Origin of the sequence: Clostridium transplantifaecale (genome assembly GCF_900626075.1) — a bacterium.
GTDB classification, from domain to species: Bacteria; Bacillota; Clostridia; order Lachnospirales; family Lachnospiraceae; genus Otoolea; species Otoolea transplantifaecalis.
On the sequence record NZ_UYZY01000008.1, the window covers coordinates 253658 to 273675 of the forward strand.

The following is a 20018-nucleotide window of genomic DNA, read 5'->3' on the forward strand; positions in this document are numbered from 1 at the left end:
GGGCATTCTATCACCGCTGTCTCTAAATCATCTCAAATGCCAGAGACTCTTTTCATTGGCAAAAAAATCCATATGCCGGCAAAATACCGTACCAGCGGACGGTGAGGCCGCTGATACGGTATTTTATAAAATCATTTTAATTAATAACTTTCCGGCCGGAAACTCCAGCGCCTCCTCACGTGTAATTCCCCTAAAATTAATCACTTCAAAAAAGTAAAGCAGAATGCTGAACAGGACGGATATTAAAATGGCTGTCATATTACTTTTAACATAATGGAAAACCAGGGCATAGAATCCCCGTCCCAGCGCCCCCATGATGACCGCACTCAGCAGCGGAATAAAAAACACTTTCCTGTACTTATTACGGTATTTTAAATGTTTTTTCAGATATATCGCATTCAAGATCATAACGATAAGCGGAAACAGGACATTTCCTAAAACTAAGGCAAATACTCCCATCGGTGTATACCGCAGGCAGATGCACACGGCAAAAACATGGAGCGCCAGAGCCGCCGCAGAATTGATTACAGGAATTTTCATTTGATTGACACCCTGTAAAACGGTGCTTGTGGTTGTGGAATATGCATAAAAAATCACCGCACACGCTCCCCAGAACAGCATCCGGCTGCCCAGGCCAATGTCATAGGACGGGAATAAAAGCTGTAATATGGGACTTCCAAACGCCATCAGGCCGATTGCGCTGGGAATGGATATATTCATGTTAAACAGAAGCGCCTTATCAATATTGGCGGTAACCCTCTTACTGTCTTTCGTTGCGTGGGAGGCCGCAATACCCGGTATTAACGAGGCGGAAAACGCAGTAGAAATGGCAATCGGCACACTGATCAGCAATTTATATAACGTGCTGTAACCTCCCTGGAGGGCGCTGATTTCCGCGGCCGCTATCTCCTTTTTCCCCATCAGGCTGTTAAACAGCGTGATATCAATAATTCCGCTGATTTGGTAGATGGTCTGGCTTAAAATGATCGGAATCATCGTGGCAATGATAACGCGATAGATATTTAATGTTTTGTTCACCGGCTTGTAGTCACACCGGATTTGCTTAAAAAGCCGCGGAAGGTTAATTCCCATAGCCAGCATCAGAAACAGAAGTCCGCCGAGTGCTCCGATACAGGTGCCTAAGGTTCCTCCCGCCGCTCCCCATGCAGCCTGTCTGCCGAGATCCGAATATAAACCTACAAAATAAACGGCCGCGCCGATGCTGACAATGGCATTAATAATTTGCTCGATGATCTGGGAAACGGCAGTCTGAACCATGTTGCCCGTGCCCTGGAAAAATCCCCTCATCACTCCCATCAATGAGACAAAAAAGATCGTCGGCGCCAGTATTTTTAACGATACCGCAATCCCGGTATAATTGCTGAAAAAAGCTTTTTCTACCCACTGTGCATTGAAAAACAGAAACAAAGCCGCAATCCCGCCTGAAATCGCCGAAAATATCATCGCATTCAGCAGACACTTACAGCCGTTCCTGTATTCGGAACGGCTGAACTTTATGGAAATCAGTTTAGAAACGGCTGTCGGCATACTGTAGGAGGACAATATCAGTAAAATATTGTAAACCTCAAATGCGGCGGAATAAATACCCATAGCATTCTCACCAATGATATTTGCCATGGGTATCCGGTAAAGCAGCCCTATGATTCTGACCACCACCGATGCCATAGCCAGTATGCTCCCCTGTTTTATGATATTGGAATTAATTACGTTTTCTTCTTTCATCCTGTTCCCTTTTACTTTATGTTTATGTTTGAACCATATTACTTCATTGAAAGATATTTGTCAAATTTTGGAAGTTCCATCCTTTCCACAAAAAAATCCCAGGCCGGCTATAACCGTCAACCTGGGATTCCTTATTATTGTTAAAATTATCATTTAGCCAACTCCAGAAATGCTTCCATATTTTCTTCAATCAAAGTGTCTGCTGTCTTTTCTAACTTTTTTTCTCTTGCCTCTCTGATTCCTTTTATCGCTTCGTATTCCTCAAAATCTACCACAATGTATCTGGGTTTATTATTTTTGAGAATTACAGCAAGACCATTTTCATCAACAATATGCATCATGCTTCTCCCCGTCACTTATGATACGGCTCTCCATTAATAATTCTGTAGCTTCTGTATATTTGTTCCAACAGAATCACCCGCATCAGTTGATGTGGAAACGTCATTTTTGAAAAACTCAGTTTATAATCCGCACGGCTCAGAACCTTCTTAGACAGTCCCAATGAGCCTCCGATTACAAACTGGAGATGACTCTCCCCCTTGACACCCAGACCGTCTATCAACTCCGCCAGTTCCTCCGAGGAAACCATGCGGCCGTCGATGGCAAGGGCTATGAGATAGGCTCCGTCTTTCACATGGGAGAGGATCTTTTCCCCTTCCTTGTCCTTTATCTGTTCCTCCATCACCTCGCTGGCCCGGTCCGGCGTCTTTTCATCGGCTACCTGGATGATCTCCAGTTTACAGTAGCGGCTCAGCCTTTTACTGTATTCCGCAATGGCATCCTCCAGGTATTTTTCTTTGATTTTTCCTACCGTAATCAGTGTGATTTTCATGCTATGAAATCTCCCATTGTTATTATTCACATCCATTATTCCGCGAGGTGTTTTCACGCGCATTTTGCGTGAAAATTCCGAGTTATACGGCGCGAAGCAACGAAAAGTGCGCGATGCGGACTTTTCATTACAATCAGCGGTATTTTTACCGTTTCTGTGCATCGCGAAGCGTGTTACTGTTCATAGAACTGCGGTTTTTTGCAGGGCTTTGAACAGTAATCTCCCGTTTCAGAAAGGCCAGCAGATTCAGCCTTGCCCTGTCTTCCGTATCTTTTCTTCTTCTTTTTACCTTCTTCACTACCTTGCCCTGGGGTGCAATGCGGATCTGGTAGACGATTTTCATAAATTCCCCTACCTCTTCCCAGGCCTCGCGGCTCTCCGGTATTAAATCGAGCCCCATCTGGAATACATGGAACATTCCGTCATAGACAGAGGTCCGGACCTTGACACCGGCCTTCTTTGCCTTTTCCGAGACCGACTGTGTGTCACTCAGGAGAACCTCGTAACTTCCAACCTGCATCAGCATCGGAGGGAATCCCGTATAGTCGCCAAACAGCGGGGACAAATACGGATTCTTCGGATCGGCGTCTCCTATATAACTGCACTGGTAAAGCATATTTTCCTTGGAATTGCCAAAAAGCGGATCAATCTCATAATTACTCTCATACGTTTCCCCGCTCAGGGTCACGTCGGTCCAGGGAGACATGGTGATAATTCCTCCGGGGAGCGGCAGTCCGTGATCCTTTGCATACATGCAGAGAGCCAGAGCCAGTCCGCCTCCTGCCGAATCACCTGCCACCACGATCTGATCCGGCTTATAATTCTTTTCCTCCAGAAGCCACCGATAAGCGTACACCGCGTCCTCCACAGCAGCGGGAAACGGGTTCTCCGGAGCCACTCTGTAATCAATCGTCAGAACATCGGCGCCGTAACTGAGTTTTGAATACTTCACGGCAAATCTTCTGTAAATATTCTTCATCGGTCCGATATACCCGCCTCCGTGGAGCTGCAGAATCACCCTTCCGGTCACAACGCTCTGAGGCCTTAAAAATTCCATTACAAAATGATCCGCATCAATTAATTCATATAAATACTCCGCCGGGCATCTCCATGCCGGTTCTACCGGATTTTTTCTGAACTCACCCGTCTGAATCGGCTTTTTAAGCGCCGTCTCCATTACATCATTCATCATATCCCGGGTCAGGTTTCCTATCATGCTGACATTTTTCTTGCGCATCTGTTTTCTCTCCTTTAAATATCATCCTGGTATTTGCCTTCTCCCCGAGCCAAAAAGTCCGATTCATCGTCCAAATTAACCGGGTAATTAGAAATAAAACCTTCTTTTCAGTTCCTTTTTCACACTTCTGTCCCCCAGGATTATCGTGATAAACAACACCGAAACCGACAAAATCACGGTAATGACGGACATCAGCGGACTTGTAATCAATCCTGCCGCCCACAGAATCAGCGGAATAAAGCTGAAAATTGTTATTGCAATCTGGTACATAAAATAGCTTTGCCAGTTCAGCCTGTTAATCAGAATCAGAAAGACCACGGCTATTACATCGAATAAAATTAGGCTGGGGATCGCATAATTGAATGACCACCGGCTGAATCCCGTCATATAATCGATAATCACCAGCAGAACCTGCACTCCAAGGGACTGCCGGATGAGAATTCCCGCCAGGCTGGCCCTTCTCATGATAGAATACCGGAGCGTCATTGCCACATAGGCGATACTCCCTATCGCAATCAGTGACCACCATGTTTCCGTGATGCCGTAGGTCAGAACGTTGACCAGTCCCGTTATGGCCGCTGCGGTAAACAGCACCAGGTAAAGGATATTGGTCAGTTTTTTCAGCTTTCCCCGGTCGTAACTGATGGATGGATAATTGCCTTTGTCATACTTCTGCTCAACCGCCCCGTTGCTTTCAAGCTCCGCCGCCGCGCCTCTCTCCTCCAGGAAGCGGAAAAAATATTCCTGCATTTTGAGGTCGCCGACCGCACTGTTAAACGACAGATAGATTTTGTCCCGGAACGCGATTACTCCGCACTTCATCTTCTGCTGCCTGGACACGCCGATCAGTACATGGAAATTCTCCACCATGTTTTCATACTCCGGCTTCAGCGCTACCGGGCCCAGATTGGAAAGTGTCATCGTGTATGCCTTGCTGCTTTTCAGAAATACCGCGTTCATGGCGATGTTTTTGACAAAGAGGGGGACAATTCTCACATACCATTTTTTCTCATTGGACACATTGTAGGAGATCGTTTCCTCCAGCCGTTCTTTCACAATTTTCTCATCCATCTGCCTTCCGACTTCGGCCAGCACATCCTCAAACCGCTCAGGCGCTTTGCCGGCAGGCCACGCTATATTGGTGACGGAAAAGAAATTGGCCATTGTCTCGGAATCAAAAAAGCTCCGGAGGTTGATCGGCAGGTTTAACGCGGCCGGACGCTTTAAAGTTTTCCCATCCGTATATACCTGAATCAGGGACCAGATTAACGCAGCCGTCAGGTATTTCGTGATGCTGACCCCCTCTTTTCTGCATGCGGCCTTCAGCGCGTCGAGTGGGATACTCCCGTGCAGAACCGACTGGCAGTCTAACGGCAGATATTCCCCGATGATGGAAAGAGCCTGTTCCGTCTCATAACGTTGATGGGGGCGCTTGCTGTAATGCCTTAGATAACCGTCCTCCTCCAACTGGCGTATCTCTTTGACCGGACTTATCTCTTCCGATTGTATTCCCTGGCCTGCGGGGCATATCCCTGCTGTCTGTTCCGATATTTCAGATTTCATGGCTGTGTCTGATGTTTCGGCTGCCTCCTGCATCGGTTCTGCCGCTCCGGCTGCTTCTGCCGATCCGGTATTTTCCGTTCCCTGGGAATTCTCTTTTTTCTGCACTTCAATGTACAGTTGGAGGTAATGCTCCGTCATTTTCTTCAGGAAATTCAAAGCGCCGAGGCCATCCGTCAATCCGTGGAACACCTCAAAATTAATGCGTCTGCCATAGTAGCTTACCCGGAACGGAAACCTGTGGCTGGCATGGGGATCGATGTATTTACATGGATAGGTCTCCTCCTTCTCCACCAGAGGTTCCCTGTTATTTGTCTCAAAGTAATTCCAGAAAAATCCCTTGCGCAGTTTCACACGGAAATTCTCAAATTCCGGGAGCGTCAGCTTCAGGGCCTGCTCCAGAAGTTCCGGTTTTATCTCATTTTTCAGTGATACTGAGAGCCGGAATACATTGCTTAAATCCTCCCCGGCTACAGCAGCAAACAGTTTTGCCGTATTGTCCAGTTTTCTCCAGCGCGCCCCCTGTATACGCGGTCTTACTCTGTCCTTCTCATCCACAATTTAAGCCTTTCCAAATGTTCTAAAATTCCAGAAGCATGTCGTACCATACGGCGCCGCCATGAACCGACTGTGATACCCCAAGGTTTACATAACCAAATTTTTCGTAATAATGAATCAGTCTGTCTTTACAGGTGAGAATCAGGCCTTTTCTTCCTTTTTTCCTGGCATCCTCTATCAGATGTTCCATCAGCAGAGCCGCCACGCCCCGGTTCCTGTATTCCGGAATAACATCCAGGCCAAAGACACTCTGATACGCTCCGTCCGCCTTATGCAGACCAACATCCTCAAACATCTCGTCACATATTGTTCTTTCATCCGTGACACATCCGTTGATAAATCCAATCAGATCTCCCTGAGACTCGGCGATAAAAAAGCTGTCGGGAAATGCCTCCAGTCTCTCTTTAAATGCCTCCCGGCCTGCTGCCTCGGCAGATGGAAAACATCTTGCCTCCACCCTTGTCACCCCGTCTAAATCATTTGCCTCTGCCTGTCTGATTGTGATATTAAAAGCTTCCATTCTGCTTTTCCTCCATTTGGTATGAAATGCTGTAAGTTCCTATCATAAGATCGTCAAAGAGCCTGCACCCCGGCAGACTCTTTACCAGAACAGACCGTCTTCCGCGCCTGCCCTGCTCTCTATGTTCTGGACCGCTAAGCTCTGAAATAATATCCCACTCCCCATTTTGTGTGAACATACTTCGGTTCACTTGGACTTGGTTCAATCTTTTCTCTCAGACGCCTTACATGTACATCCACCGTACGCACGTCGCCTCCGGCGGCAGCCTTATTTCCCCAGACAAAGCGCAGCAGCTCTTCCCTGCTGTAAACTTTATTGGGATTGCAGACAAAAAGCTCTAAAAGGTCGAATTCTTTGGCTGTCAGGTTGATTTCCTTCTCTCCGATGAAAACGCGTCTGCTGTCCGTATCCAGTTTTAAATCCGCCGCCTGGATCACCTTGCCGCTGCTCTGCGCTTCCTTCTTTGACTTCTTGGCATTACGCCTCATAATCGCCTTGATCCTGGCCTTCACTTCCAGAATGTTAAATGGTTTTGTTATATAGTCGTCCGCTCCATACTCCAGGCCGAGAATCTTATCCATATCTCCGCCTTTGGCCGTAACCATGATAATCGGCATCTCGGAAAATTCCCGGATTGCCTGGCAGACTTCAAATCCGTCAAACTTCGGCAGCATCACATCCAGAAGTACAATATCGTACTCCGTCTCCTTTGCCATCCGGATTGCTTCCTCTCCGTCATATGCACAGTCCACTTCCATTCCATCCTGCTCTAAACTGAATCTGATTCCTTTAACAATCAGTTTTTCGTCATCCACAACTAACACTTTTGCCATACTTCCACCTCATACTTATACTTCACACCGTGATGTCTTCTTTTATCTTCTGAAAAGCGGCTTCCTTAATCCCGGAAACCTCCATGATATCTTCGATTCTTGTAAATGGGCCGGACTCCTGACGGTAAGCGATAATCGCCTCCGCCCTTGCCTCACCGATCCCTTTCAGGGTCATCAGCTGTTCCTTCGCCGCCGTATTCAGGTTCACCTTCGCTGTCCCGGTATTACTCCGTTCCTGCGAACCTCCTGCATCGGCTGCCTCTTTCTCCTGCATCCGCCCGGCTGACTCCGGATATGTGACGGCCTTCCGGCTGTCCCACTCCCCGGCTTCTTTCCGGTTCGGAACCTGGATCTTCATGCCGTCTTCCAGGGACTCCGCCATATTGAGAAAATCCGGCGCCGCATCTTCGGTAAATCCCCCGGCCATTTCAACAGCCTGGTAGATACGGCTTCCCTCTTCCAGGCCATAAACCCCCGGAGCAGTCACTTCGCCGCACACATGTATAAAAATCCGGCCGGTTTTTGCACCTGCCGTCCCGTCATCCTCTGATACTGTTCCCGTTGGGGAAGACGTTTCCTGTGCCGCCGGTTTCTGACCGCCGTCATCTGGCTCAGGCCCTGCCCCCGGTGCCGCATCCTGGTCTATTCCCGCCGTATTATCAGCGCTTTCTACGGCATCTCCGGAGTTTTTCAACATATCATCCGTGCTCTCCGCCGCGGCGCCGCTATCCTGATAACCGCCGCACGCAAGCTCCGTTGTTCCGGCGCTGTTATTCCATCCCACATTGTAGCATATGACTGCCGCCAGCATAGCTATGCCGGCAACCGTTGTTTTTATCGTTCGTGCTGCTTCTTTTTTCATATGTAACGTACCTCCCGTTCATACCGGAAGATACTGCTTTGCCCGTATTTCTATTCTAACTAAATAATTTACCGAACACAAGCGAAATATGAAAGAATTTGTTCCGCTACCATCGGAATACTACAATACCTGCAATGGCAATCAGGGCGCCGATAGCCTTTCTCCACTCAAATCCAACCTTCTCCACGCCAAAAAGTCCCATTACTTCAATGCCGTAAGCCACAATGATCTGTGCCACTACGATCAGAAGAGCTGATTTTGCCGGTCCAAGGGTTCCCACGCTCTTGATAACCGTATAGGTAATCAGGGCTCCCATGATACCTCCGACAAGCATGTATTTCGGTTCAACCTGAATCAGCCCGCCCACCTCGCCACGGCCTGTGAAGAACCACATAATGACACAGGCGATAAAGGCACTGAACTGAACCCAGCCCGAGGATACCCATATACTTGTCTGTTTTGTCACCTCCGTGTTAAAAACTCCCTGCACACTCATCAAAGCGCCGGAAACCAGGGCAATGATTATTCCCCACATAAATAAAACCTCCGCATTCTATTCGATATCGCTTAGTATCTCATAGACGCGAAGGTTTTATACTTATTCAATCGAAAATTCTACCGCAATATTTGCTTCGATTTCAACTTCGCCAGGCATAACACCCATATCCATCGCGCCTGACTCTTTGGCCGCCGCACCTGCTCCGGCGGAATATCCGTTATAGCGCGCCACCTGGTTGTTGCCGTATTCCTGGATATTGACAATCTTGCCCAGCATGCATCCTCCCGCATCCGCCATCGCCTGCGCCTTTACCTTTGCGGCATTAACTGCTTTTGCAAGAGCTTCCTGGTACGCCTCATCATATTTACTGGACATATAATTTACCGCATCAATTGAGTTTACGCCCGCATCCACGGAATCGGAGAGAAGCTGCCCTACCCGGTCAATCGCGATTTCGGAAACCGTTACCTGGGTGGTCATCTCATATCCGCTGACAGTCTTTCCGTCTTCCCAGTTATAAATAGGGCTCATTCCGTAATTAGAGGTCTGAATTGACTTGTCTTCTACTCCCAACTCTTTTAACAGATCAAGCACCTTCTGCAAATCCGTATTGTTCTGTGTCTGGCACGTCTGGGCGTCCGACGCCTGGGAATATACGCTGTAAATAATCTCTGCCATGTCAGGCTCCACTTTCACCTGCTCTCTGCTGCTAACGCTTATCACGTTACTGTCAATATTCTGGACCTTGATTGACTCCGGCATCGTCGTGCTTCCACAAGCCGTAAGAGAAAGGGCCCCTGCGGAAATAAGAACGGCCGCCAGCCCTGCTTTTAAATTCTTCATAATAGTTTCCTCCTCTTCTTGCTGAAAGCTACCCGGGACTGCCGGTGAATACGAAACCGGTACAACGGCTCCACGCCTGCAATATAATAAAAACACATCCCTTTGCCCTTCCAGCTATATCCATTATAACTGAAAGGGCAAAGGGATGTGTTTCTTTTACCTTAACTTTCCATATCTTATTTCTGAAAATATTCTTACCATTTATTTCCCGCTCTTCCGGCCGCTTCCTGAGCCAGGGCCGCGCTCACGAGACGCCGCGCCAGTACGGCTGTCGTCACGTTGCCGATGCCTCCGGGTACGGGGGTTGCGCAGGCGGCTACGGAGCTGATTGCATCAAAATCCACATCCCCGCACAGGTGTCCGCCCTCATCCACGTTAATTCCAACGTCAATGACTACCGCCCCCTCCTGCACGTAGCTTTCATCGATCATCCTCGCACTGCCGGCACAGGTGACAAGGATTTCCGCACTCCGGCAGATATCCTGCAGTTCCACCGTTTTTGTATGACAGACCGTTACCGTTGCATTTTCCTGAAGCAGGAGCATGGCAAGTGGGCGTCCTACCACCATGCTCCTGCCCACCACTACCGTTCTTTTTCCCACCACGGGAATTCCGTAGAGCTTCAGCACATTCATCACCGCTTCCGCCGTGCATGGCGCAAAACCGGTGCTGTCCCCGCTGAACACCTTCGCAATATTGACAGGAGAAATGCCGTCCAAATCCTTCATCGGATCGATCATCCTCTCGATATCCTCCTGGATAATCTGAGGGGGAAGAGGACGCATTACAAGAATCCCATCGATGCTTTCGTCTTCATTAATCTTTTTGAACTCGTTTTTAAACTCCCTGTCACTGATTTCCCCGGGAAAAACAAATTTTTCCACCTTGAGGCCAAAGGCGTGCATCTTCTTTACCGCTCCCGTCTCATAGGAAATATCATCCGGGCTGTCGCCAACCCTGACAATGGCCAGTTGCGGAACTCTTCCCAGTTTTTCCAGAAGCTCTTCCACCTGTACTTTCAATTTTGCTGAAACTTCAGCCCCTCTTAACGTAATCATTCTGTCCTCATTTCAACTGCAATGCATTAAGGTATCCCAGTGCTGCTCCTGCGGTCATAACATCATTCCTGCTGCAACCAGTTCCAGCAGATAAACTGCGATAATAGCGGCCACGGCCACTACCACCAGGCTCTTTCCCCTGTAGCCGAGAACTACTGCCACAAGTGTCCCTCCCGCCGCTGAATAAAAATGGCCGGTTGAAAAAAACACATCGGGAAAGGTCAAAGCTCCCAGAACCGCATACGGTGTATAATCCAAAAAGGAACGTATAAATCTGGATTGAATCTGTTTTCTGAAAATCGTCACCGGAAGGACTCTGGGAATATAAGTGACAAGCGCCATCAGGATAACACATATTACTACTCTTGTGAGTTCCATCAGTTATTCCCCCTCTCTTCACAGTCTTCCGGCTCCCCCGGGAACAGCCAGGCTCCCAGGGCAGAAGCCGCCACCGTAGCTAATATTACCCGGAATCCCGATGAGATAAATCCAAACACGGGAATGTATTTCAGAATGCATGTCACTGCGACCGCGGCCACAATCACGCACAATACGGGTATAGACTTTCTGGCCGCCGGAATAATCAGCGCGATAAACATGGCATAGAGCGCAATCCCCATGGCATTCTGCAGAGCCTGGGGAAGCAAGGTGGATATCGAGCCGCCCAAAAGTGTCCCCAGATTCCAGCCCAGTATAGGCATTGTCATCAACCCAAACATAAAAGGCGCTTTTAAGTTCCCTTCCTTAAGGGAGCTGACGACAAACGTCTCATCCGTAATTCCGAATGCCAGAATCAGTCTGTCAAGGGTCCCTGTCGTCCTCTCCAGTTTCTGGGACAGGGAAAGAGACATCAGCATATACCTGATGTTAATAACAAATGTGGTCAGCGCAACTTCAAAATATCCGGCTCCGGCCAGGATCAGATTAGTCCCCGCGAATTGTCCCGCACTCGTTAAGTTTGTCAGGGAAATCATCACGGCCACCCATACAGGCAGCCCCCCTGAAACCGCCAGAAAACCAAATGTAAATGATACGGGAAGATATCCCATTCCAATGGGAATGCCACTTTTCAGCCCTTCCCTGTATGCTCTTTTCCAACTCATTTTTCCACTTTTCCTTACTCTGTTAAAACATTTTTGACCGGTATGCGCATGGTATAATGTGCGCGTAGCGGACATTATACTGCGCATGCCGTTTTCAGCGTCCACCGCAGAAATACGGGCGCTAAGTTCCGTCGGAGACACCGTATTCACGAAGTGAATATGGTATAATGTCCATTTGATGATTATACCATCCCCCCGCTGCGGGAGTCTATTGGTATTTTTCGTGCTGGGTGTTCAGCCATTCGACTCCGCTCACAATTCCCTCCTCGGTAAAGGGAAAATACTCGCTCGTCTTCTGCTCCTCCGGAGTGGCGTCGTAGCCGTATGGCTCCGGCCAAGATGTAACTTTCAGGACCGTTTCTTCCTCTTTCGACGATTTTTCCATGCGGTACCGCATTCCGGTATCACTGCCGGTAAAATTTTCTTTTTTCAGGAAATTGACCGGCATAACATTTTTACGCTCAATCATAGCCTTATCTCCCTGTCTTTAATACCTGCCTTGCCTTAAGGCCTGATCTGCCCTAAGGCCTGCTCTGTCCCTAAAACGCGGTCAGTGGAATTTATATCTTCTCACCACTGCCTGCAGTGTCTTATTTCCGTTATATTCGTTTATTTCCGGGTAGTAAACGATGTCCATGCCCCTGCGTCCGTTTCTCTCTTCCTCAAAAGATACGCCATCCCCAAAATAAATGGCCTCCATTGCAAAACCATTCTGTTCCTCCAGGGTCAGTTTTACCACATTTCTGTTTCTGCCGATTACCCTGGCGTTTCTGACTCTCAGGTTTTTCTGGGCAAACATCGGCTTTTCGTTACCCTGTCCGAAAGGCTCCAGACACCGGAATTCCCTTATCAGGCGCTCTGTCATATAATCCACGGGCATCGGAACGTCGATCCAGACCTTTGCTTTAAAATCTTCCTCGCAAAGCCCGGAATTTTCATTCAGCCGTTTTCTGAACTCGTCTAAGTTCTGCTCTTCCAGGGAAAGTCCTGCTGCCATCGGATGGCCTCCGAATTTCAGCATCAGTTCTTTCACCTCTGACAGTTTCTGGAACATATGGTAGCTTTCTATGGAACGGCCGGAGCCTTTAACCGCCTCCTCACCTTGTGTCAGGACAATGGATGGTTTCTGATAATATTCTCTCAGGCGTCCCGCTATAATTCCCGCCAGCGATTCGTGGCATTCCGGAAGATATACCACCAGAACCTTATCCTGCATATAACAGGAATCCACCATGGCTTTTGCCGCTTCCGTCCCCTGCTCCGTCATATCTTTACGCATATCATTGAGTTCTTTCAACTCGGTCGCCAGACGGTCCGCTTCATCCTCATCCTGGGAAAGCAGCAGAGACAATGCCAGTTTGGCCGTCTGCAGCCTGCCACCTGCATTCAGGCAGGGACCGATTACAAATCCAATATGATATGCGGTGATCTGGGATAAATCTAGGTTGTTTTTCCCGGCCAGTTTCCGAAGTCCGATGCTCTTTGTCTGCTCCATTCTTCGCAGGCCGTATTTTACAATGATCCTGTTTTCATCCTGCAGGCGCATGACATCACCAACCGTAGCAATGGCGGCAAATTCAAGCAGCTCTTCCCATTCCTTCTGAGGTACGCCGCACTCTCCGTAAAGCACCTGAACCAGTTTCCAGGCAACTACCGCTCCGCAAATCTCAGGAAACGGATAATTGCATTCCGACCGTTTCGGATCGATCACCGCATCGGCCGGAGGCAGAATCTCTCCGCCGTGCCCCAGGGGCACTTCATGATGATCCGTGACAATCACGGTCATCCCTTTCTGTTTTGCCAGTTCAATCTGGGAAAAAGCAGAGATTCCATTGTCACAGGTGAGAATCGTATCGATTCCCTGTTCCGCCGCTTTTTCTATAATCGACTCATTAATTCCATACCCGTCCCTGATACGGTCCGGGATATCATAATCCACCGGAGCGCCGAGGCGCAGAAATGCATTATATAATATGTAGGTGGAGCAGACTCCGTCTATATCGTAATCACCTACAATACGTATCTTCTTTTTACTGTTTATCTTCTCTTTGAGAATAGCGACGGCCTTATCCATATCCTTCATAAGCCGCGGATCATATAGTGCATCCATCGTTCCGTTCAGATACCGGTTAATATTATTTTCCCCTTCAATTCCCCGGTTTCTGATGATCCTGGCCGTTACCGGATCGATGCCGAACTGCTTTGCAATCCCAGTAAAATCGGCTTTTTTCGTCTGTACCATCCAGATTTCTTCTGCCATCTGTCTTCTCTGCCTTTCGTCTGTATACTGCCGCAGTGCTGCGGTTATCCTGTGCTGCCCTATATTCTGTATTCTTTCAGGAGTTTCCTTCTCTCCTTATAATCAGGGAGAATGCGTGCCACAATGATCCAGAAGGCGGCCGAATGGTTCATCTCCAGCCGGTGAGCAAGTTCGTGGACCACCACATAATCGAGCAGTTCTTCCGAAAGAAGTGCAAGACGCCAGTTAAAATTCAGGTTACCGGCCGAGCTGCAGCTTCCCCACCTCGTCTTCTGGTTTCGGATTGTAATTCTTCCGTAATCCACTCCCATGAGGGATGCATAGTAAGAAACCCGGTGTTCCAGCACCGGGCGCAGCTTCTCTATATGGGCACGTATTTCCTCTTCACCGTATACCGGCCGTTCCCTTCTAAGTTCCGTTACTTTCCGGTAATTTTTTCCAATCCATACCTCATTGCGCATTGCAAAATCCAGCGCTTCTTTTTCCGGTACTCTTCTGGGCAGCCGCATAACAACATGTCCGTCCTGTGCGATTTGAAGAGCCATCGTCCGCCTGGCGGAACGGATTATTTCTAACGGGATCCGGATAAATTCTTCCGCCGTCCCATCACCACATGGATGAGGAATCCAGGGGTTCAAAATCTGCAAATACTGCATAGAACTTCCCATCCTTCTCTTCAACAGTCTGAGCCGCATTCTCAAAAACCTTCTCAAGTTTCGGCTCAAATTCCTTCAGCGGAGCATTGAGCTCCGTACAGCGCACCATTTCCACACATATATTCTCTGCCAGACCATCCGTCAGCATATCGGACAGAGCATCCAGGTTCTTCCCATAATACTCCGGAAATTCAAGCTGCTCCATCAGGTAGTTGTGGACAGCTTCTTCATTTTCCATCTCATTCATATCCAGAAGTAAAAGTCTCATTTTTCGTCTCCTCCTGTACTTTTCTAATTATAAGCATTCTCGGGGCATTTGCCGTCAATAAAGCTGTTCAAATGTTTTGTAATGATCTGACGTATAATAAGTCAGACCGTCATTGGAATAAACGAGGCGTTCCGCTCCACGGAATCCACCCTCATAATTAATATCGCATTCATACCACTCCCGGCCGTCTTTTTCCGGAAGACTGCCCTCGTAATTGCCAAAAGGACTTCCCCCGATGCTCTTTCCGGGAGCCACATCCGTCAGGTTGCCTTCCCGGCTTACCCATCCGGCTGCCTCTGCTTCTTTTTTCGTAATAAAATTCCCGGGCAGCTTTCCATAAATATGAATATAGAGAGCCACATCTTCCTTACTGGTATAACTGCCGTTCTCCTCAACCGCCAGGGCAGAGGACTGTGTTCCCTCCACCTGCTCCTGGTTTACCGGCTTGTCCGCCTGGCTTTCCTGCGTATTGACAGGACTGCAGCCAAGCAGCAAAAATAAAGCTACGCAAAATGGTATCAGCCATTTTACAAAGGATTTGACTTTACTCCAGTATTCGATTATCATAATTTCCTCCTTCAGGCACTGGCTGCCTGATTGTGTAGTAAAACTACAGCTTATATATTATATAAGGCATTGGGGTAAAAGTCAAACCTCCTGTTTATTAGATAGGAAAAATGAATGGAATATTCTAAAATAACAGGGAGAAAAAGTTTTTATGAACAATGTGAGATGTTTCCGGCAACGCAAAAAGCGCCCCGCAGCCTTCTGTTGAAGGTGATGCGGGGCGCTTTTGCGCTGATATTTTATGGCTGTTCAATTCCGTTAAATATTTCAATTGCCTTTTCATTGCTTGTTTCTAATAAAAATTTACCGTTCACAGGCCAGTCTTTTATTACATCCTTGTAAGTCTCCTGTGCTTCGCTCAGACTTTTCTCCGATTCATATTCGTAGATTTTTACAACGGAAGTATCAATATAGAAGATTACTCCATCTTTGGCTCCAATCATCTGGAAGTAAGGTTTATCATTCTCATCTACCTCAATATCATTATCCGCATAGGCCTGAATGATATCGACAAGCACTCTCCCATCTTTCTTACTGCCGCCACACGCTGCCAGCATAACCGCCAGCATAACTACTGCCATAAGTCCTGTTATCTTCTTCATTTTTCTCCTCCACTGATGTGTTTATATACAATTGGATCATTATATCACACTCCGGTAATCTTTACTACCCGTTCATTATGAATTGCAGGACGAGGTTCCTGCCGATTCTTTTGAGGATGCGTCGCTGATTGTTCTGTACTTTCGTGTTTAGCTGTTCATTTAAGTCTATGTACATTTACTTTTTATCCAATCTATATCGTTTGCTGAGGATTACACTAAACTACAATAGTGATCTTCTTATTTCTGTAATTTATCTTTATGAGGTGTACGGCCGGCGGTTTGTGACGGTTCCAATATTCTTATTTGACTTCCCAGATCTCCCAGGCCCCATATCCTCCCGGCCGCTCATGCCAGCATGCTCCCTCCAGGTTTCCTCCCGGCGTCTCGTCAAAATAATACCAGTCCCCTGGTTCCTCACAGGATGCTATTCTTCCGTTCCATTTCTGCCATCCTGTCAGCATATGTCCGTCGGCAGCGAACATATACCAGTGATGGTTGATCAACTGCCACTCATTGGCGGCATATTGACCGTCGGGTTTACGGTAGCGGTATTTTCCCTGGGTGTCGCATTCCCAGCCCGTGATGGCTGGTTCAGGGGCTGCCAGAGCTGTTTTAAATGCCTCCCATGTGTGTTTCGTATGGTTATAAACAAATGGATTTGGGCAGATTTTTCCCGTAACATCGTAGTGCCGGAGGACACATTCCGCCGGAACCCGGTATTTCTTCATCAGTTCCCGGGTGAGCATAATGGCTGACTCTACCGTGCTATCCTCAAAGTACCAGTCCCGGCTTGTATCTGCCTGACTGCCTCTGTTTCGCACGCAAAGTTCGATTCCAATGCTGTTTCCGTTCCGGCATTCTGGATGTTTATACACGTTTGCACCACAGTGCCAGGCAATATTCTTATCCTCTACCGACTGCCATATCTCACCCTGGAAACCAACAAAATAATGGGCGCTGGCCCCAACGCGCCCGCCGGCATAATATTTACAGTTAGCCTCCGCTCCGCCGGTGGCGCCAACATAGTGGATCACGATATACTTGATACGGCTTAACTGGCCGGAGTTGTAATTATATGGTGTAAGTAATTGATGTATCTGCATAACTTTCCCCTCTCTTTTATGATCGGCCAGGAGCAAGCCTGGCCGGTCACATTTTTATTGCGGTACCATATGTACCCTTCCCCCATATTTCTTTCCGGAGCGAAACATGGGGGAACGCAGCTCCCTACTGTTTGCAGTCTTTAATCTGCCTGACTGCCTGGTTGACACCGGTTGCCGCCAGACCTGAAACAATTCCAATCGCCAGGGCATTAATCGGATCCTGCGCCGGAAATGCCGGCATCGTATACATCCCTGCGAGTCCCAAAACAGCTCCGGCCACTCCGCAGATGACTGGGATCGCCTCATTCTTTACCTTTTCAGTGGCCTTGCAGGCCATTCCGGCCAGATAACAAATCACGGTGATACCTGCAACACTTGCAATTCCAAAATCCATATGTTTGTCTCACTTTCTTATTTGATTTTGATTATTTGACTTTACTTATTTGTTTTCTTATTTGGTATAAAGAGCCATGATATAAATCAGGCCGGTAGCAACTGCCCCGGCCATAGCTCCAACTACTGTGTTAAAAACTGTCTTTTTCATACTGCTCCACCGCTCTGCCGGTTCCGACTCCAATTTTGCCAGACGTTCTCCCTGGTCACTCTGTTCCCTGAGCATTGCCTGCATATTAAGAGCTAACTCCTTGACGGATAAAACCAGTTCCTGTATCGTTTTGTTTTGTTCTTCTTGCTCCGACATCCTGTGTTTAAGGGAACCAATTTCATGATCATGTCCTTCCAGCTTTACTGCAATTTCTTCGTCCGTCACATTCTGATACCTCGCTTTCTATTTCTGTTGTTGGGTTGGGTGTTACTCGCTGAATAGGTAGTAGGGATGTTGGCCTTCTTAATTCTGTTATGGAAAGGCTTACTATTAAATATAAAAAGATATTAACGTTATCCAGATAAATACTATTGTTATATAAAATTTATTTATAGAAATACTACCTTCAGTTTCTGCTCCTTTTTTCGCTTTCTTAAGATAGATTTATATTTGCATGGATGTCAAAAAGACTGTGTTATTTGCGCAGGGAAATGGCGAGATAAAGTCTGGTATGGAAAACAAACTCGGCTTTATTAATGGCAAAAAAAATAACTTCTGGATTTATTTATCCCTTGAAGACAAAAAACTATATTTTTATGATGGCCCATCCCAGACAAACGGAGCAAATATCATTGGGGCGTTGACCTTCCAGTGATAACGGCAAAATGGCGAGACATTTAAAAAGAATCTTGTTTTTCTCTCCGAAGCACCGAAGGAGCAAGGAGCTTCTTACCTTTTTTCGGTATCCAATAATTTTAACATTACATCTGATTGCACTATCCCCGTATACTCCAAAGGTTTATTTACGTCAACCTGGGATGACGGGGTATTATTTGCCATTACAGTTGATGCAAATATGATTATTGCATTCAGAAATAGTGGAAACTGGTCAAGCGCAAGAGTCCTTTAAATGGCGATCTCGAAAATAAAAACAGGTTAAAAGTATGCAATAGAAACGAACTAAACTTGGCCTGTGGCTATAATAGTGATGACGGAGCTTTATATTTTAATTATAGCGGCTGTTTGAAACCGGTTGATATAGTTCATTTTCGAGATGGCACTGGAAGCTCAAATTCATGTCGAATTGCAGTCTCAGACGTATTGGTTAATGGAATTTCCATTAAATCAAAGCTCGGGATATAGGCTACATTCAAGAGCTAAATGGCGAGAGGTTTGCAATAAGAATGAACGGAATTCCTATCGAAAGCGGTGCCGTTTCTATTGCAGACAGCCGAATCTCAGAAGGCACAAAATGCATTTGTGGTCCGTATTATGATCCATCTACAGGAGCAATCCCGTATGTCATTATCACCCAGTGCCAAAATGGTAAGGCAAATTTTTACATCCGTGAAGCAGATGGCACATATCCAGTTGATGGCACAAAAATGTATCTAGATGCTATTTTGGGTAATAAATAAATTCTGCTAAATGGCGAACCTAAAATCTCATATAGATCAACAAACGTAACGACGGAGTGGCTCATTAAAAATCCAGTAAGCATAGGCATCATGACAAAAGCTGTTTCAGGGTTTGATTTCCCCCTGGACTATACCTGGTTTTTTATCGCAATTTCCGACGGTTGGGGTGCCGGTATGCTGGTGTTTCCTTACGGCCAGGCAGGTAGTAATATTGTTATTGGTCAGTACGACAAAACCTCCCTTAAGTGGCGATGGACAATTAAGTAATGGTCTTCTCCTCTCCCAGTAAAATGGCGAGTTGCGATACTGTGTCACAAAATCCGGTATTGATATACTTACACTTGATGCGGGAACATACTATTGTGCCAATAATTGTAAAAACCTCCCTGTTGATAACCAGTATTGTCAAATTGATGTTGTTTGGCTTTCGACCTCAAAGACAGAAAAGTTAATAAAAGCCTACATTGTTTCAGGGCAATGCTTCACACGTTTTTTTGTCAACTCCGCTTGGGGGCCTTGGTACTCATTAACGTAAAATCGTAGGCAAAATGGCGATGCCCCAAAGAAATTAAATTTTTTAGGAATGCTAGGTGAAGATCCCGATAACAGTGTCAAGGATAACCTTTATGCACTGTATGCCAGGCAATACAATATTTACGCATCCTCTCCCTCGTGGTTCCCATACGTATTAATTGTTGACAACTCTATGATTATCGGATATGAGACATCGAACAAATACGGTGCACAAATTATGCTCGCTCATGGATCCGGAATGAAGTTACGAACCATTAACGTAAACGGTTGGAATGCGTGGCGCACACTATAAAATGGCGATAAGCTGGCCGGAACCATAACCGGAGGAATAAAATTCACAGTCGAACGTCTTGAAGAACGTTTCGTTATCACTGTGTCAGATGCGTCATCGAAAGGATATAGACTTGACGCAACAGCT

Annotated in this window: 23 protein-coding genes; 1 reads left to right on the top strand and 22 read right to left on the bottom strand. The window is 47.0% G+C overall.

Features of this window, described 5'->3' with window-relative positions; translation table 11 throughout:
* Positions 1-123: 123 nt before the first annotated feature.
* The 22 genes from EJL91_RS23420 to EJL91_RS23525 form a co-directional block, all read right to left on the bottom strand.
* Positions 124-1743 carry a putative polysaccharide biosynthesis protein gene (locus EJL91_RS23420; protein WP_125144388.1) on the bottom strand — a complete coding sequence of 540 codons (1620 nt, stop codon included), beginning with the start codon at positions 1741-1743 and terminating at the stop codon, positions 124-126.
* Positions 1744-1892: 149 nt separating this feature from the next.
* Positions 1893-2084, bottom strand: a complete 192-nt coding sequence (locus tag EJL91_RS23425) for a type II toxin-antitoxin system Phd/YefM family antitoxin (RefSeq protein ID WP_206429539.1) — start codon at positions 2082-2084, stop codon at positions 1893-1895.
* Positions 2085-2095: 11 nt separating this feature from the next.
* Positions 2096-2575, bottom strand: a complete 480-nt coding sequence (gene rlmH, locus EJL91_RS23430) for a 23S rRNA (pseudouridine(1915)-N(3))-methyltransferase RlmH (protein WP_125144389.1) — start codon at positions 2573-2575, stop codon at positions 2096-2098.
* Between the two features lie 145 nt (positions 2576-2720).
* A complete protein-coding gene (locus EJL91_RS23435) occupies positions 2721-3812 on the bottom strand; it encodes an alpha/beta hydrolase (protein WP_243125545.1) in 1092 nt (363 codons plus the stop codon).
* Positions 3813-3899: 87 nt separating this feature from the next.
* Entirely contained in the window at positions 3900-5930 is a 2031-nt protein-coding gene (locus EJL91_RS23440; RefSeq protein ID WP_206429540.1) for a DUF6320 domain-containing protein, read from the bottom strand.
* 22 nt (positions 5931-5952) lie between these two features.
* Positions 5953-6450, bottom strand: a complete 498-nt coding sequence (locus EJL91_RS23445) for a GNAT family N-acetyltransferase (protein ID WP_125144391.1) — start codon at positions 6448-6450, stop codon at positions 5953-5955.
* Between the two features lie 134 nt (positions 6451-6584).
* Positions 6585-7283 carry a response regulator transcription factor gene (locus tag EJL91_RS23450; RefSeq protein ID WP_125144392.1) on the bottom strand — a complete coding sequence of 233 codons (699 nt, stop codon included), beginning with the start codon at positions 7281-7283 and terminating at the stop codon, positions 6585-6587.
* 22 nt (positions 7284-7305) lie between these two features.
* On the bottom strand, positions 7306-8145 hold the full coding sequence (locus tag EJL91_RS23455; RefSeq protein ID WP_125144393.1) for a helix-hairpin-helix domain-containing protein: 840 nt from the start codon (positions 8143-8145) through the stop codon (positions 7306-7308).
* Between the two features lie 106 nt (positions 8146-8251).
* A complete protein-coding gene (locus EJL91_RS23460; protein WP_125144394.1) occupies positions 8252-8680 on the bottom strand; it encodes a DMT family transporter in 429 nt (142 codons plus the stop codon).
* Between the two features lie 63 nt (positions 8681-8743).
* Entirely contained in the window at positions 8744-9487 is a 744-nt protein-coding gene (locus tag EJL91_RS23465; protein ID WP_125144395.1) for an SIMPL domain-containing protein, read from the bottom strand.
* A 194-nt stretch (positions 9488-9681) separates the two neighbouring features.
* A complete protein-coding gene (locus EJL91_RS23470) occupies positions 9682-10545 on the bottom strand; it encodes a bifunctional 5,10-methylenetetrahydrofolate dehydrogenase/5,10-methenyltetrahydrofolate cyclohydrolase (protein ID WP_125144396.1) in 864 nt (287 codons plus the stop codon).
* 54 nt (positions 10546-10599) lie between these two features.
* Positions 10600-10923, bottom strand: coding sequence for an AzlD domain-containing protein (locus EJL91_RS23475; protein ID WP_125144397.1), 324 nt, complete (start codon positions 10921-10923; stop codon positions 10600-10602).
* The gene (locus tag EJL91_RS23480) at positions 10923-11648 is read right to left on the bottom strand and encodes an AzlC family ABC transporter permease (RefSeq protein ID WP_125144398.1); all 726 of its coding nucleotides are present in this window, start codon (positions 11646-11648) and stop codon (positions 10923-10925) included. The genes EJL91_RS23475 and EJL91_RS23480 overlap by 1 nt, the downstream gene beginning before the upstream one ends.
* Positions 11649-11856: 208 nt before the next feature.
* Positions 11857-12117, bottom strand: coding sequence for a hypothetical protein (locus EJL91_RS23485; RefSeq protein WP_125144399.1), 261 nt, complete (start codon positions 12115-12117; stop codon positions 11857-11859).
* Between the two features lie 81 nt (positions 12118-12198).
* Positions 12199-13908 (bottom strand): single-stranded-DNA-specific exonuclease RecJ, encoded by a 1710-nt coding sequence (gene recJ / locus EJL91_RS23490; RefSeq protein WP_125144400.1) that lies wholly within the window; start codon positions 13906-13908, stop codon positions 12199-12201.
* Positions 13909-13967: 59 nt separating this feature from the next.
* Positions 13968-14564, bottom strand: a complete 597-nt coding sequence (locus EJL91_RS23495) for a M48 family metallopeptidase (RefSeq protein WP_206429541.1) — start codon at positions 14562-14564, stop codon at positions 13968-13970.
* Positions 14515-14832, bottom strand: a complete 318-nt coding sequence (locus EJL91_RS23500; protein ID WP_125144401.1) for a barstar family protein — start codon at positions 14830-14832, stop codon at positions 14515-14517. Before EJL91_RS23500 ends, EJL91_RS23495 begins: the two co-directional genes overlap by 50 nt.
* A 54-nt stretch (positions 14833-14886) precedes the next feature.
* Positions 14887-15399 (bottom strand): ribonuclease domain-containing protein, encoded by a 513-nt coding sequence (locus EJL91_RS23505; protein ID WP_125144402.1) that lies wholly within the window; start codon positions 15397-15399, stop codon positions 14887-14889.
* A 239-nt stretch (positions 15400-15638) separates the two neighbouring features.
* Positions 15639-16001 (bottom strand): LptM family lipoprotein, encoded by a 363-nt coding sequence (locus tag EJL91_RS23510; protein ID WP_125144403.1) that lies wholly within the window; start codon positions 15999-16001, stop codon positions 15639-15641.
* 299 nt (positions 16002-16300) lie between these two features.
* A complete protein-coding gene (locus EJL91_RS23515; RefSeq protein ID WP_125144404.1) occupies positions 16301-17104 on the bottom strand; it encodes a peptidoglycan recognition protein family protein in 804 nt (267 codons plus the stop codon).
* Positions 17105-17228: 124 nt separating this feature from the next.
* Positions 17229-17498: a phage holin family protein gene (locus EJL91_RS23520; RefSeq protein WP_125144405.1), complete on the bottom strand. Its 270-nt coding sequence runs from the start codon at positions 17496-17498 to the stop codon at positions 17229-17231.
* Positions 17499-17555: 57 nt separating this feature from the next.
* Positions 17556-17873 (bottom strand): hypothetical protein, encoded by a 318-nt coding sequence (locus tag EJL91_RS23525; protein WP_125144406.1) that lies wholly within the window; start codon positions 17871-17873, stop codon positions 17556-17558.
* Between the two features lie 959 nt (positions 17874-18832).
* Here EJL91_RS23525 and EJL91_RS23530 point away from each other — a divergent pair.
* On the top strand, positions 18833-19066 hold the full coding sequence (locus EJL91_RS23530) for a hypothetical protein (protein WP_125144407.1): 234 nt from the start codon (positions 18833-18835) through the stop codon (positions 19064-19066).
* Positions 19067-20018: the final 952 nt, after the last annotated feature.